At 62.4% G+C, this 13,255-nt stretch carries 16 protein-coding genes; 8 read left to right on the forward strand and 8 right to left on the reverse strand.

Annotated elements, in window-relative coordinates:
- Positions 1–55: 55 nt before the first annotated feature.
- Positions 56–1,837, forward strand: coding sequence for a bifunctional metallophosphatase/5'-nucleotidase (locus LZ496_RS00475; RefSeq protein WP_249902644.1), 1,782 nt, complete (start codon positions 56–58; stop codon positions 1,835–1,837).
- Here the strand turns inward: LZ496_RS00475 and LZ496_RS00480 are convergent.
- On the reverse strand, positions 1,834–3,285 hold the full coding sequence (locus LZ496_RS00480; RefSeq protein ID WP_249902645.1) for an AMP nucleosidase: 1,452 nt from the start codon (positions 3,283–3,285) through the stop codon (positions 1,834–1,836). The genes LZ496_RS00475 and LZ496_RS00480 overlap by 4 nt on opposite strands.
- Positions 3,286–3,363: 78 nt before the next feature.
- Here LZ496_RS00480 and LZ496_RS00485 point away from each other — a divergent pair, with 78 nt between their 5' ends.
- Genes LZ496_RS00485 through LZ496_RS00495 form a run of 3 tightly spaced genes read left to right on the forward strand, consistent with a single transcriptional unit; the run spans position 3,364 to position 6,395 of the window.
- On the forward strand, positions 3,364–3,804 hold the full coding sequence (locus LZ496_RS00485) for a MarR family winged helix-turn-helix transcriptional regulator (RefSeq protein ID WP_249902646.1): 441 nt from the start codon (positions 3,364–3,366) through the stop codon (positions 3,802–3,804).
- 5 nt (positions 3,805–3,809) lie between these two features.
- Positions 3,810–4,850: an HlyD family secretion protein gene (locus tag LZ496_RS00490; protein WP_249903820.1), complete on the forward strand. Its 1,041-nt coding sequence runs from the start codon at positions 3,810–3,812 to the stop codon at positions 4,848–4,850.
- Between the two features lie 9 nt (positions 4,851–4,859).
- A complete protein-coding gene (locus tag LZ496_RS00495; protein WP_249902647.1) occupies positions 4,860–6,395 on the forward strand; it encodes a DHA2 family efflux MFS transporter permease subunit in 1,536 nt (511 codons plus the stop codon).
- Here LZ496_RS00495 and LZ496_RS00500 read toward each other — a convergent pair whose 3' ends face one another.
- Complete coding sequence (locus LZ496_RS00500) at positions 6,396–7,184, reverse strand: SDR family NAD(P)-dependent oxidoreductase (RefSeq protein WP_249902648.1); 789 nt, start codon at positions 7,182–7,184, stop codon at positions 6,396–6,398.
- A 20-nt stretch (positions 7,185–7,204) separates the two neighbouring features.
- Between LZ496_RS00500 and LZ496_RS00505 the strand changes: the two genes are divergently transcribed.
- Positions 7,205–7,552: a DUF167 domain-containing protein gene (locus tag LZ496_RS00505; RefSeq protein ID WP_249902649.1), complete on the forward strand. Its 348-nt coding sequence runs from the start codon at positions 7,205–7,207 to the stop codon at positions 7,550–7,552.
- Here the strand turns inward: LZ496_RS00505 and LZ496_RS00510 are convergent.
- From LZ496_RS00510 to LZ496_RS00530, 5 genes are all read right to left on the reverse strand, one after another.
- Positions 7,542–8,315 carry a dimethylarginine dimethylaminohydrolase family protein gene (locus LZ496_RS00510; RefSeq protein ID WP_249902650.1) on the reverse strand — a complete coding sequence of 258 codons (774 nt, stop codon included), beginning with the start codon at positions 8,313–8,315 and terminating at the stop codon, positions 7,542–7,544. The genes LZ496_RS00505 and LZ496_RS00510 overlap by 11 nt on opposite strands.
- Before the next feature lie 137 nt (positions 8,316–8,452).
- Positions 8,453–9,037: a 30S ribosomal protein S9 gene (rpsI, locus tag LZ496_RS00515; RefSeq protein ID WP_249902651.1), complete on the reverse strand. Its 585-nt coding sequence runs from the start codon at positions 9,035–9,037 to the stop codon at positions 8,453–8,455.
- Between the two features lies 1 nt (position 9,038).
- The gene (gene rplM, locus LZ496_RS00520; protein WP_249902652.1) at positions 9,039–9,518 is read right to left on the reverse strand and encodes a 50S ribosomal protein L13; all 480 of its coding nucleotides are present in this window, start codon (positions 9,516–9,518) and stop codon (positions 9,039–9,041) included.
- 121 nt (positions 9,519–9,639) lie between these two features.
- A complete protein-coding gene (cutA, locus tag LZ496_RS00525) occupies positions 9,640–9,954 on the reverse strand; it encodes a divalent-cation tolerance protein CutA (RefSeq protein WP_249902653.1) in 315 nt (104 codons plus the stop codon).
- On the reverse strand, positions 9,951–11,006 hold the full coding sequence (locus LZ496_RS00530) for a COX15/CtaA family protein (RefSeq protein WP_249902654.1): 1,056 nt from the start codon (positions 11,004–11,006) through the stop codon (positions 9,951–9,953). The genes cutA and LZ496_RS00530 overlap by 4 nt, the downstream gene beginning before the upstream one ends.
- 102 nt (positions 11,007–11,108) lie before the next feature.
- Here LZ496_RS00530 and LZ496_RS00535 point away from each other — a divergent pair, with 102 nt between their 5' ends.
- Both LZ496_RS00535 and LZ496_RS00540 read left to right on the forward strand, forming a co-directional pair.
- Positions 11,109–11,477 (forward strand): MerC domain-containing protein, encoded by a 369-nt coding sequence (locus tag LZ496_RS00535; RefSeq protein WP_249902655.1) that lies wholly within the window; start codon positions 11,109–11,111, stop codon positions 11,475–11,477.
- 44 nt (positions 11,478–11,521) lie between these two features.
- Positions 11,522–11,980 (forward strand): Fur family transcriptional regulator, encoded by a 459-nt coding sequence (locus LZ496_RS00540; RefSeq protein ID WP_249902656.1) that lies wholly within the window; start codon positions 11,522–11,524, stop codon positions 11,978–11,980.
- A 52-nt stretch (positions 11,981–12,032) separates the two neighbouring features.
- On the opposite strand, the gene LZ496_RS00545 is transcribed toward LZ496_RS00540, so the two are convergent.
- Entirely contained in the window at positions 12,033–12,785 is a 753-nt protein-coding gene (locus LZ496_RS00545; RefSeq protein ID WP_249902657.1) for an SDR family NAD(P)-dependent oxidoreductase, read from the reverse strand.
- Positions 12,786–12,892: 107 nt separating this feature from the next.
- On the opposite strand from LZ496_RS00545, the gene LZ496_RS00550 reads away from it, so the two are divergent.
- On the forward strand, positions 12,893–13,222 hold the full coding sequence (locus LZ496_RS00550) for an ArsR/SmtB family transcription factor (protein ID WP_249902658.1): 330 nt from the start codon (positions 12,893–12,895) through the stop codon (positions 13,220–13,222).
- Positions 13,223–13,255 lie beyond the last annotated feature (33 nt).

Consider the following 13,255-nt stretch of genomic DNA (forward strand, 5'->3'; position numbering starts at 1 on the left):
GATTTGACTTTAAGCGACAGCAAAGGCTCGAAACAAGGAATTGAGGAGTTCGGTGTTGCTTAAACTTCGTCATTCCCGCGAAAGCGGGAACCTAGGCCGGCATTTCTGGGTCCCCGCTTTCGCGGGGATGACGATATTGGCGGGGTGCGCGACCACATCGCGCCAATCTGCTGAGCCGCAAGGGCCGGTCGAAGTGCAGATCCTCGCCATCAACGACTTCCACGGCAATCTGGAGCCGCCGAAACTGACGGTTCCTGCCGCGGACGGCGCGGTGCCGGCCGGTGGTGTCGCCTATCTCGCGAGCGCTTTGAAGCAGCTTCGGACCGCCAACAGCGTGACGGTAGCCGCCGGCGACCTGATCGGCGCCACGCCGATCAGCTCGGCGCTGTTCCTGGACGAGCCCTCGATCAAGGCGCTGAGCATGGCCGGGCTGGAGCTGGCGTCCGTCGGCAACCATGAGTTCGACAAGGGTGCGGCCGAGCTGTTGAGGATGCAGAAGGGCGGCTGCGAGAAATTTACCAACCGCAAGCCATGTGCGGTCGAACCATTTGCAGGGGCAGGCTTCGGCTACCTCGCGGCCAATGTGCAGCGCGCTGACGGCACGACGCTTTTGCCAGGGACGGCCATCAAGGAAGTGGGCGGCCTCAAGATCGGCTTCATCGGCATGACCTTGAAGGAAACGTCGACGCTGGTGAGCCCGTCGGGCGTTGCTGGCCTCACCTTTGCCGACGAAGTCGCCACCGCCAATTCGCTGATTCCGGGGCTGAAGGCCGCGGGCGCAAACTCGATTGTGCTGCTGATCCACCAGGGCGCGTCCATCACCGGGCGCTATGACGATCCGGCTTGCCCGGGTCTTGCCGGCGACATCATGCCGATCATGGCCAGGCTGGATCCGGCGATCCAGCTCGTAGTCTCAGGCCACACGCACAATGCCTACATCTGCCGCGTGCCAGTGCCAGGGGGCGGGAGCCGCCTGCTTACCAGCGCCGGTCGCTATGGTACGCTGGTCACCGATATCCGGCTGACATTCGACCGGCCGGGCGGCTCGCTAACCGGTGACAAGGGCGAGTTCGTGATCGTTCAAGGCGAAGCGATCCAGAGTGCGCGGCTTACAGCGCCGCTCGTGCAATCCCACAAGGTTTACCCGGCTGATCCCGAGGTTGCTTCGCTGGTAGCCCGCTATCGCGAAGCCGCAGCCGGCGCTGCCAACCGGCCGATCGGGCGCCTCGGGGGCAGTTTGCTTAAAGGGCTCGACAATACGGAGAGCCAGGCAGCCGGCTTCATTGCGGACGGCCAGCTCTTCGTCGCTAGCGATCCGGCGCGCGGCAATGCCGACTTCGGGCTAATGAACAATGGCGGCGCGCGGACCGACCTGATGCCGGAAGCGGACGGTACGGTTCGCTTCGGCCAGATCTTCGCGATGCAGCCCTTCGCCAACAATGTCGTGACGAAGAGCTATACGGGAGCGGAGATCAAGGCGGTTCTCGAACAGCAATTCTCGAGCGGCACGAACAGCGCCGCACGACCCAATTTGCTGACACCGTCGAACAATTTCCATTTCAGCTACGACCGGTCACGGCACGCTGGCCAGCGGATCGTCGCGATGACACTGAATGGAAAGCCGGTCGACCCGGCCAAGACATATCGGGTGACGATCAACAATTTCCTGGCGTCCGGCGGCGACAATTTCACGTTGCTTGCGGTAGGGCGTGACCCGGTCGATGGCGGCCTCGATCTCGATGCGACGGAAGCCTATCTCGCGACCAACCCGGCGGCGCCGGCCTTGGGCCGGCTTACCGATTTGACGCCGAAGGATTGGGTGCCGCCCGCTTCCTAACGAAGCGGCGGCTCGTCGAAACTGCGCAGCTTGCGGCTGTGCAGGCCGTCGCCCTCATTGCGCAGGATATCGAGTGTTTCGATGCCAATCCGCAAATGCTGGCTGATCGCCCGCTCGTAAAAGGCATTGGCCTGGCCGGGCAGCTTCAGTTCGCCGTGCAAGGGCTTGTCCGACACACATAGCAGCGTTCCATAGGGCACGCGGAAGCGGTAGCCCTGCGCCGCGACAGTCGCCGATTCCATGTCGATCGCCACCGCCCGGCTCTGGTTGAACCGAAGCGCGGACAATGTGTAGCGAAGCTCCCAGTTACGGTCGTCGGTGGTGACGACCGTGCCGGTGCGAAGCCGCTTCTTGACGCTGTCCTCATCCTCGCCGGTAACCGTCAGCGCCGCATTGTAGAGCGCAGTCTGAACCTCCGCGATCGCGGGGATCGGCACCTCGACCGGAAGGACATCGTCCAGCACATGGTCGTCGCGCAGATAAGCGTGGGCGAGCACATAATCGCCGATCGTCTGGCTAGGGCGGAGTCCGCCGCAATGGCCGATCATCAGCCAGGCCTCGGGGCGGATGACCGCGATGTGGTCGCAGATGGTCTTGGCGTTCGAAGGCCCGACACCGATGTTGACCAATGTGATGCCGTCGCCATCCGGCGTGATCAGGTGATAGGCGGGCATCTGGTGCCGCCGCCACACGCCCGCTGCGATCTGTTCTTCGGCATCGGCGAGGTCGCCATGTTCGAATGTGCCGCCCGGAACCGACAATGAGGTGAAGCGGCTGTTCGGATCGCGCAGTGCGCCGACCGCGAAGCGCACGAACTCATCGACGTAGCGGACATAGTTGGTGAACAGGACGTAGCGCTGGAAATGCTCGGCCGGGGTGCCGGTATAGTGCTTGAGGCGCGCAAGGCTGAAGTCCGTGCGGAGGGCATCGAACAGCGCCAGTGGCCGTGTCGGATCGAGCGTGACGTCCCAGGCGCCATCCGCGACTTCGTCTCCGATGTGAACGAGGTCGGTGGAGGGAAACCAGCGGCTTAGCTCGGCCGTCCCGATGCCCTGAAGGTCGAGCTCTCCACCGTCCAGCACATAAGGATAGGGGATCTCGCTGGCCGATGTGCCGACGGTCACCTTGACCGGATAGTCGCGCACCAGATGCTCCAATTGCTCGCGCAGATATTCGCGGAACAGGGCAGGGCGAGCGATCGATGTCGTGTAAATGCCGGGCTGGTTCAGCCGGGCGAAGGCGCGGTCCGGCGTCGGCGGCGGAATTTCGGGATCATATTCGATCCGCAGTTCGGGATAGGCGAAGGCGCCGTCATCACGCTCGTCCGGATCGGGGCGGACCCCATTCTCGGCATATTGGGCCAAGGCTTTTCGAAGGCGGGCTACCGAGGCTTCGTAGCGGGTTTCAAGTTCGTCGAGGATATCTTCGATATTGTTCTTTTTTGTCATGAGGCACCGGATTGGCCGCAGATTGTGGCGCTGGCAAGACAGTTGAATTACTAAGCATGCTTATTATATGCAGGCTCTATGAAAGAGCTTGCCTGGGAATTGGCCGAAACGAGTCGGACGTTGCGGCGCCATTTCGACCGCCGCGCTTCGGCGCTTGGCGTGACGACGGCACAATGGCGCGCATTGGCATGGTTAGGCCATGAGCCGGGCTTGAAGCAGGTGGAGCTCGCCGAAAGACTGGACGTCGAACCGATTACCGCCGGGCGCATTGTCGACCGGTTGGAAGAGGCCAAGCTCGTACTTCGCCAACCCGATCCGGTCGATCGACGCGTGTGGCGCCTGTTCCTGACCGATGAGGCCAAACCGATCCACATGCGACTGGCAGCGCTCGCCGAAGAAATGGCCGAACAGGTGTTCGACGGGCTGGGCAATGATGAAATTGAAGCGATGAGGGCGAAACTTGCGCTCATCCGGGAAAATGTCGGTCGCGTTGAGGCCGAGCAGAGGAAGTCCGCGTGAACAAGATGACAGCAGTTGCAGCCGTCGCCCAAGATGTGAACGAGAGCGTTGCCGAGCCGAAAGGTAAGCGTCGGCTCGTCGTCATGCTGTCCGTCCCGCTGATGATCGCGGCTGTCGGCCTTTATTTCTGGCTGGTGAGCGGCGCCACCGTTTCGACCGACAATGCCTATGTGAAGCAGGACGTCACCGCCATTTCGACGCAGGTAAACGGCCCGGTTTCTGCCGTCTATGTCCGCGAGAACCAGCATGTGAACCGGGGCGATATCCTTTATCGTATCGACCCGGCGCCCTTCGAGGCCGCGCTTCACGCCGCGCAGGCACAGCTGGCGGCGGCTCGTCTCCAGACCAACCAGCTTGAAGTTCAGGCGGCCGGTACAACCGCCGATATTCGCGGTTCAGAGGCCAATCTGGCGATCATGCGCCGCGCCTATGAGCGCCAGGCGGCACTGATGAAGGACGGCTTCACTACCAAGGCTGCCTATGACGATGCGCTCAACGATATGACCGAAGCGCAGACGGACCTGGCAAATGCGCGCGCCAAGTCGAACAATGCGTCGGCGGCGATCGCGCCTGCCGGCAATCAGCCACAGATCGCCGCTGCCCTGGCGGCCGTCGAGAAGGCGCGGCTGGACCTGCAGCATACCGTGGTTCGGGCGCCGACCAGCGGAATCGTCGCGCAGTCGGATCGCCTGCTGGTAGGACAGGCCGCGCTTGTCGGCGTGTCGATGTTGTCGATCGTCGGGGACCAGCAGGCCTGGATCGAGGCGAATTTCAAGGAAGGCGACCTCGCCAGGATGACTCGGGGCCAGTCGGCCGAGATCGAATTCGACGCTTATCCTGATCTGAAGATCAAGGGCCACGTTGCATCGATCGGTTCCGGAACCGGGAGCGAATTCTCGGTTCTTCCGGCACAGAATGCCAACGGCAATTGGGTCAAGGTAACCCAGCGGGTTCCGGTCCGGATCGCCTTCGACAAGACTCCGCCGCGCGAAATGATCGCAGGATTGAGCTCGACCGTTACCGTCCGCGTCCGCGGCGGAAACTAGGTTCGCATTATGACCATCGAGCATTCGCTCGATCCCGGAAAGCGCCTGCTCGTCACCATTGCGGTGATGCTGGCAGTGCTGATCCAGGTGCTGGATACGACCATCGCCAACGTCGCGCTGCCGCATATGCAGGCAAGCCTTGGGGCGACACAGGAAAGCATCAACTGGGTCCTGACCAGCTACATCGTCGCGTCGGCAATCGCTCTCCCAATCTCCGGCTGGCTCGCGGACAAGGTAGGGCGGAAACGACTGCTCTTCTGGTCTGTCGTGGGTTTCACGGCGGCGTCATTCCTCTGCGCCATCGCCCAATCGCTTCCCGAGATGGTGGCGTTTCGCGTGTTGCAGGGGGTAACCGGCGCATTTCTCGTGCCGCTTTCCCAGGCCACCCTATTCGACATCAACCCGCGCGAGCGCCACGCCCGGGCAATGGCTCTGTTCGGCGGCGGCATCATGATCGGGCCGATCCTGGGGCCGGTTCTCGGCGGCTGGCTGACCGACAGTTTCAACTGGCGCTGGGTGTTCCTGGTGAACATCCCGATCGGGACGCTGGCGGCGTTGATGCTGCTTCGTTTCATGCCGAAGAGCCCGAAATCATCTCATCGTTTCGATCTCATGGGTTTTGCCCTGCTCGGCCTGGCGCTCGGCGCTCTGCAGTTGATGCTCGACCGTGGCCAGCACGAAGACTGGTTCCAGAGCATGGAAATCTGGATCGAGGCCGGCGTGTTCGCCGCCGCCGGATGGATGTTCGTCGTGCATACGGTGACAGCGAAGAAGCCGCTGTTCGATCGATCGCTCTTCGCTGACCGTAACTTCGCGATCGGCCTCATGTTCATGATGGTGACCGGCGTGCTGTTGCTTGCGGGGCTGGCGCTGCTGCCGCCATTGCTCCAGCAGCTTTATGGCTACTCCGTTCTGCAATCAGGCATGATGACGGCGCCACGAGGCGTTGGCACGCTGATTTCTATGTTGGTCGCTGGACGGCTGGTCGACAGGGTCGACTTGCGCATCCTTGTCGCGGCCGGACTGGGCCTAATGGGTTGGTCGCTTCACATGATGACGGGTTTCGCCATCGAAATGGGCTCCGGTCCTGTCGTCTGGTCCGGCCTGGTCCAGGGGCTCGGGCTCGGCCTGGTGTTCGTGACGATGCAAAGCCTGGCCTTCGCAACATTGGCGCCGGCAATGCGGACGCACGCCGCTAGCCTCCTCAACCTGTCGCGCAACATCGGCGGTTCCATCGGGATCAGCCTTGTGACCAGCCTGCTGGCCCGCAACATGCAATCAGCCCACGCCGACATGGCCGGCCATGTGACGGAGCAGGTGCTACCCGGCATCAGTCAAGGCCTCGCCACCCAGTTCGGATTGCCGGTCCAGAGCGCGCTGGCGATCGCCAATGCCGAGATTACCCGGCAGGCGGCGTTCATCGCCTATATCGACGACTTCTGGATCATGATGTGGCTGACCTTCGCCGCCATTCCGCTGGTCTTGCTGCTACGCCCGGCAAAGCCCCCGGCGCCCGGCGAGCCGCAGGTAGCGATGGCGGACTAATCAGGCCGCGATGAAGCCGCCGTCGGCCATGTAAATCGAACCGTTGCAATAGGAGGACGCGTCGCTCGCCAGGAAGGCGATCAATTGCGCAACCTCCTCGTTGGTGCCGTAGCGGCCCATCGCAATGCTTGCCTCCAGCTGGCTTCGTACGGCTGCCGGATCGTCAGGCGACAGCTGATGTTCCAGGGATGCCATCATCTGGTTGTCGATCGGCCCGGGTCCGACGGCGTTTACCCGGATACCATATGGACCAAGTTCCAGCGCGGCGGTCTTAACGAGGCCGTAGACGGCATGCTTGCTGGCCGCATAGGCCGAGATTGCGGGAAATCCGATGCATCCCGCAACTGACGACAAGGCAATGATCGAACCGGCGCCTCGTGCTTTCATCGGTTCGACGCAATGCTTCATCGACAGCCAGATGCCGATGACGTTTGTCCGGATCGTCGCTTCAAATTCGGCGACACTCAGCAATTCAACCGGCTTCGCCGTGCCCACGGTGCCGGCGTTGGCGACCATGATGTCCAGGCCGCCGAACTGCTCGATTGTTGTTGCAGCCGCCGCCGCAATGCTCTGCTCGTCGGCGGCCTCCGCGATGCTTCCGCCGACTTCGCCAAGGGGTGTCAGTCGTTCGAGTGTCGCTGTGAGTTTTTCGCCTTCGATATCCACCAGCATCACTTTGGCGCCGAGCTGCAGGAAGAGTTTGGCCGTTGCCTCTCCAATGCCGCCGGTTGCACCGGTCACAATGGCGACTTTACCGTCGAGCCTTTGCCTGTTGATCTCGTCGGTCACATCGTCTCTCCAACCGAGAGGTGTTTGACGGCGCATACAGCGGGGTCCGCATAGCACAGGAGGCGGGAAAGGACGCGATGAATTCGGAACGCAACCGTAACATCATCGGAATTCGAGTGACTCCACGCTCTGCCAAGCCGGGGATCGGAGACTGGAAGATCGATCCAGGCGGTCGGCCATACCTGGAAGTGCGCGTTGCTGCCGCGCCGACCGATGGCGCAGCCAATGACGAAGTCATCAAGCTGCTTGCGAAGGCGCTCGACCTGCCCAAGTCCAGCCTGGCCATCGTCAGCGGACATTCTGCCCGGCTGAAACGGATCGAATTGCCGCTTGGTGAGGACGAAGTCCGCGCCCGGATCAGTCGCTGAGCAGGCTCATGCAGGTGCCGCCGGCTTCGGCCTTCTGAAGCTCCGACAAGTCGATCACATCGACCTTGAAATTGCAGTGGCGCAGCAGCGCTGTTGTGCGGGGATTGCCCGCTGCCATGATGATCCGCTCGCCCGCGCGCACGACATTGGCCGCGAACGGCTCCTCGTCGGGGACGTAGAGAAACTCGACGCCGCTGAAATAGCCGGGATCTACCCAGTCGTCGTTGATGACCACGGTGGGGACGCCCTCATCGTCCAGTCCGGCGAAGGTCGCCGCCGTCTTGAGGTGGAGGCAGCGTTCCATCTCGACCGGGACGACCCAATAGCCGAGCGGGTTGACGATCGATTCCAGGGCCTGCGTTCCAGCGGCGTCCGTCCGGCTGGATTGCCCGACATAAAGGGTGTTCTCGATCCGCAGGACGTCGCCGCCGTCCAATGTGCCGGTCGGCAGGTAATGGACCTTGAAATGCGGCGTCAGGCCAACGGCGGTCGAGTAGATTTCATTGGCGCGCGATGCTGTGCCCGGCTTTGTAATGATGGCGTTGTCGCCGAGGATCAGCGCCGTGTCCTCGACGAAAACCGCATCCGGGTCGTCGGCGAGTTCCGGCAATCGTATGATATCGTACCCGGCCTTCTTGAGCGCTTTTTCATAGGCCGCATGTTGAGAAGCAGCGAGATCGGGATCGATCTTCTGGCGATCGAGATGGGTCAGCGCGCATTCGACAATGCGCGGGCTGACGGCGCGGGTGAAAGCAATCGGCATTGCGCGGTGGTAGCTGACGTTATGCAAAAGAAAAGGGCGGCTGGGATTGTCCCTGCCGCCCGATCCATTTCGTCATTGCGAGCAAAGCGAATCAATCCATTTGGATCGCCACGGCGCTGCGCGCCTCGCGATGACGACTAACGCTTGCTGAACTGGAAGCTGCGGCGAGCCTTGGCCCGGCCGTACTTCTTACGCTCGACCACGCGGCTGTCGCGGGTCAGGAAGCCTTCGCGCTTCACCGCGGTACGGAGCGTCGGCTCGTAGCGCGACAGCGCCTGGGCGATGCCGTGCTTGACCGCACCGGCCTGGCCCGAAAGACCGCCGCCCTTGACGGTCGCGACAACGTCGTACTGGCCGACGCGATCGGTGACGTCGAACGGCTGGTTGATCACCAGGCGCAAGGTCGGACGAGCGAAATAGATCGACTGATCGCGGCCATTGACCTCGATCTTGCCGGTGCCCGGCTTCAGCCAGACGCGCGCAACGGCGTCCTTGCGGCGGCCGGTCGCATAAGCGCGGCCATATTTGTCGAGCTGCTGCTCGCGAAGCGGCGTCTCGGCCTGGGTGACGACCGGAGCAGCCGGAGCTTCAGCTTCGGCGGCCTCAGCCGCGGGAGCTTCGACGGTTTCGGTTTCCGCTGCCGGAGTTTCGGCGACTGCCGGAGCCTCGGGCTCCTGACCGGTCAGCGCGCCGAGGTCGGAAAGGGACTTCTTGCCAGCCATGTTATGCGCCCACCTTGTTCTTGCGGTTCATCGACGCGACGTCGAGAAGTTCGGGGTTCTGGCCGCCGTGCGGGTGCTCGGTGCCGTTGTAGAGGTGCAGGGCGCGCATCTGGTCGCGGCCGAGCGGGCCACGCGGGATCATGCGCTCCACGGCCTTTTCAAGGACGCGCTCGGGGAAACGGCCCTCGAGGACCTTGTCGGCGCGGACTTCCTTCAGGCCGCCGGCATAGCCGGTGTGCTTGTAGTAAAGCTTCTGCTGCAGCTTGCGGCCGGTGAAGCGCACCTTGTCCGCGTTGATGACGACGACATGGTCGCCGCAATCGACGTGCGGGGTGAAGCTCGGCTTATGCTTGCCGCGCAGGATGTTGGCGATGATCGTCGCGACGCGGCCAACCACCAGATTCTCGGCATCGATCAGATGCCACTTCTTTTCCACCTCGGCCGGCTTTACCGACTTGGTGGTCTTCATCAGCGCCTTCATGGGCTGCGACCTCTTCTTGAAACAGGAAAACGCCACCCCAGGGCAGCGCTTGTGAGCGCGCTAATCGCGATGGTGGGGCAAAAAGTCAAGCAAAAGCGGGCTCTTCTCGACGGGTAAAATATTACCGGACGTTGTCTTCCACCCAGTCGGCGAAGTCCGCCGACAGCCGTTCGATGGGCCAGACGACGATCGCAGGGATGTCGTAGCTGTGCAGCTCCTTGATCCGCGCGATCAGCGCGTCAGCCTTATCAAGAGTGGTCTTGAACAGGGCGGGGGTCTCGGTCGCGGACTGCACCTCGCCTTGCCAGCGGTAGATGGAGCGGCACGGCTGCAGGATGTTGACGCAAGCTGCCAGTCGCTCCTCGACGACCGTTTGACCGATCGTCTGTGCCTGTCCGGCATAGGTGAAGGTAGCGTAGACGGTGACGACGCTCACGACTTTTCCCTCCCGTCGACATTGGCACCCCAGGTGTATGCCGCGACCACCAGCGCCCCGACCGCCTGATGCAGCACGGCGAGCACAATGTTCATGCCGGTCATGACGGTTGCGATGCCGAGCAGGATCTGGGTGCCGAAAGCATTGTGGATCGCTTTCGAGGCGCGACGGTCAACTGGCTTCACCCGGCGCGCGAAAATGACCAGCGCGGCCACGACGACCCAGGCCCACCAGCGATGCAGGAAATGGAGCAAATAAGGGTCGTAGGTGAAGGCGTGGAGTACACCCTGGCTCCAGTCGACGCCCTCCGGATAGAGATGGCCCTGCATCATCGGCCAGTCGCTCGCGACATAGCCCGCGTTGAGGCCGGCGACCCAGGCGCCGAGCAGCAGCTGGATGAACAGGATCACCGCAGTGAACATTCCGGCGCGGGTCAGGCGGGAAGGGCGGTTCTCGCCGGTCTTGGCCAATTGGCGCAGGTCCAGCGCGGTCCAGATCAGGGCAGCCATGATGAACAGCGCCAGCAGCAGGTGCGCGGAAAGGCGGAAGTGGCTGACATCGGTCCGCTCGACGAGGCCGGACTGGACCATGAACCAGCCCAACGCCCCCTGCGAGCCGCCCAGGATGAGCAGGGCAACGAGCTTCCAGCCGTAGCCCTGCGGAATCGCCCGCTTCCAAGCAAACCAGAGCAAAGGCAGGGCGAATACCAGGCCGATCAGGCGACCGATCAGGCGGTGGACCCACTCCCAGAAGAAGATGAACTTGAACTGGGCCAGGCCCATGCCCGCCGGGCCGTTGATCTCGCGGTACTCGGGCGTCGCCTTGTAGAGGTCGAAGGCGTGCTGCCACTGGTCGTGGGTCAGCGGCGGGATTGCTCCGGTGATCGGCTTCCACTCCGTGATGGAAAGGCCGCTTTCCGTCAGGCGAGTGATGCCGCCAACGACGACCATCAGGAATACCATACCGGCTACGGCGAGCAGCCAGTTGGCAATGGCGAGCGGGCGGCGCGTCGGATCGGCTAGCGTCCGCGGAGTTTCCAATGTCGATTCCATGCAGGGCCGCGATATGGCCGGATCGCGGCGCCTTGCCAACATGTCAGAAAATTGAGCCATGTGATATTGTCACGTTAGTCAAGCGACGTTATATCCTTCGCCATGTCGCCCGTCGCGATTCCCACCCATCGGCTCGACCGGATGGCCATCGGCCTGTCGGGGCTGTGCGTCGTGCACTGCCTTGCGACGACGGTTATGCTTGCCTTGGTGTCGGCCGCTGGCGGCGTACTCGGTGCACCGATCGTCCACGAAATCGGGCTTGGCCTGGCGATGATCATGGGCGCAATTTCGCTTGGCCGCGGTATCATGGAGCATGGCTATTCCATGCCTAGCGCGGTCGGTGGTCTAGGCCTCGGCGTCATGGCCGGTGCGATGACCATGCCGCATGACGGCAGCGAGGCGCTCTACACGGTGGTTGGCGTCGCGATCCTCGCGCTCGGACACCGTCTGAATTTCATCGCCGCTGAATAGCCCTTTGGGTTGCGAGCGCCCCTCGCAAAGCTTATCTTTCCACTATGTCCGGACACGCCCACCAGCTTCACCAAGGCGCATCATTGCGCGACGCAGCCGCTCGCAGGATCGTCGAGCGTGGGGAGCAATGGACCGACATGCGTGCCTCGGTGTTCGATGCGCTGGCGAGCTTCGACCGGCCGGCGAGCGCCTATGACGTTGCCGAAGCTGTGTCGAAGGCGCGCGGCAAGCGGGTCGCGGCCAACAGCGTCTATCGGATCCTCGACCTGTTCGTCGGGACCAACCTTGCGCGCCGGGTAGAGAGCGCCAACGCTTACATCGCCAACCAGCATCCCGGCTGCCTCCACGACTGCATCTTCCTGATTTGCGATACCTGTGGCCAGGCCACGCACATCGACGACGACAAGCTGTCCGAAGGCGTTCGCGCTGCGGCTGAACATGCCGGTTTTGCCGAGGTTCGACCCGTGATCGAGGTAAGGGGCCGCTGCGAAGACTGCAGCTAAGAAATGAGGCGCCGCGGATGAACCGCGACGCCTCAATTGCCTGCTAAACAGGTTAGAGCTTGGAACCGCCCGAAGCGTCGATCACCTGGCCGGTAACCCAGCCGCTGTCCGGTCCGGCGAGGAAGCCGGCGACACGCGCAATATCCTCAGCCTGGCCGATGCGCTTCAGTGCCTGCATCGACGTCACCTGGCTCTTGCCTTCGTCCGTGCCGATGAAACCGGCAGCCATGTCCGTTTCGATCGCCCCTGGCGCGATGGCGTTCACTCGAATGCCTCGTTCGCCAAGATTGACGGCCAGATAGCGGGTCAAGGTGTCGATCGCGCCTTTGGTGAGAGCGTAGACGGCTCCTCCTACGACAGTCTTTGCGACGATGGAGCTGGTAAAGATGATGCGCGCATCGTCGGAAAGGGAGCCAGCCAGTCCGGAAGTCAGCTGATAGGGTGCGCGCACGTTGACGGCGAGTAACCGATCGAGCGCCGCTACATCCGGCTCACCCAGGCTGTGACTTTCGAGGATTCCGGCATTGTTGACGAGGATATCGAGCTTTCGGCCGACAAGCTTCGACTTGGCGTCGGCGATCAGCTGATCGACCGATTCCACCTTTTCGAGGTTGGCGCCAATCGCTTCGGCGGAGCCTCCGGCTTGCTTGATTTCTGTGACCAATTGATCGGCTTCGCCCGAGGACCGGTTGTAGTGGACGAAGACATGGGCCCCGTCGTCGGCAAGGCGGCGGGCGATTGCCCGGCCGATCCCGCGCGATGCGCCGGTGACAAGGGCAGTCTGGTTCGAAAGTGGCTTAGACATGGAAAACTCCTGTTGATGTCCAACCCAAATGGGAGGGCTTTCCAATAGTTCAAGATATCCGAACAACGGAATATTGGAATTTTCGAATTCCTCCTTACATTAGCGCCATGGCCCGTTTCATTCACCCCGACCTGAAGGACGTCCCGCTGGAGAGCATGCTCCACGCCTTGTCCGATCCCTCGCGTCTGGCGATCGTTCGGTGCCTGAATAGGAATTTGGCCGACGGAGGTGCAGGTCTTGCCTGCAATGCTGCGGTGACCGAGGAACTTCCACGCGCCACCATGTCAAACCACTTCACGCTGCTACGTGGTGCTGGCCTGATCGAGAGCCGGAAGAAAGGAGTGTCGGTAATCAATCGCCTTCGCCGCGATGAAGTCGACGCGCGTTTCCCCGGGCTGCTCGATGCGGTTCTCGGTGCAACCGGGCAAGGCCTCTGAGCATTTCGTGAGCAATTGCTGAAATCACATGGT

The sequence above is a fragment of the Sphingomonas caseinilytica genome (genome assembly GCF_023516455.1).
Classification (GTDB): Bacteria; Pseudomonadota; Alphaproteobacteria; order Sphingomonadales; family Sphingomonadaceae; genus Sphingomicrobium; species Sphingomicrobium caseinilyticum.

Coding starts and splice junctions, on each gene's coding strand:
- LZ496_RS00485 (WP_249902646.1), top strand. CDS start 3,364: ATGAAAGAGCTTGCCTGGGAATTGGCCGAAACGAGTCGGACGTTGCGG.
- LZ496_RS00545 (WP_249902657.1), bottom strand. CDS start 12,785: ATGTCTAAGCCACTTTCGAACCAGACTGCCCTTGTCACCGGCGCATCG.
- rplM (WP_249902652.1), bottom strand. CDS start 9,518: ATGAAGGCGCTGATGAAGACCACCAAGTCGGTAAAGCCGGCCGAGGTG.
- LZ496_RS00530 (WP_249902654.1), bottom strand. CDS start 11,006: ATGGAATCGACATTGGAAACTCCGCGGACGCTAGCCGATCCGACGCGC.
- rpsI (WP_249902651.1), bottom strand. CDS start 9,037: ATGGCTGGCAAGAAGTCCCTTTCCGACCTCGGCGCGCTGACCGGTCAG.
- LZ496_RS00540 (WP_249902656.1), top strand. CDS start 11,522: ATGTCCGGACACGCCCACCAGCTTCACCAAGGCGCATCATTGCGCGAC.
- LZ496_RS00480 (WP_249902645.1), bottom strand. CDS start 3,285: ATGACAAAAAAGAACAATATCGAAGATATCCTCGACGAACTTGAAACC.
- LZ496_RS00495 (WP_249902647.1), top strand. CDS start 4,860: ATGACCATCGAGCATTCGCTCGATCCCGGAAAGCGCCTGCTCGTCACC.
- LZ496_RS00510 (WP_249902650.1), bottom strand. CDS start 8,315: ATGCCGATTGCTTTCACCCGCGCCGTCAGCCCGCGCATTGTCGAATGC.
- LZ496_RS00550 (WP_249902658.1), top strand. CDS start 12,893: ATGGCCCGTTTCATTCACCCCGACCTGAAGGACGTCCCGCTGGAGAGC.
- LZ496_RS00535 (WP_249902655.1), top strand. CDS start 11,109: ATGTCGCCCGTCGCGATTCCCACCCATCGGCTCGACCGGATGGCCATC.
- LZ496_RS00490 (WP_249903820.1), top strand. CDS start 3,810: ATGACAGCAGTTGCAGCCGTCGCCCAAGATGTGAACGAGAGCGTTGCC.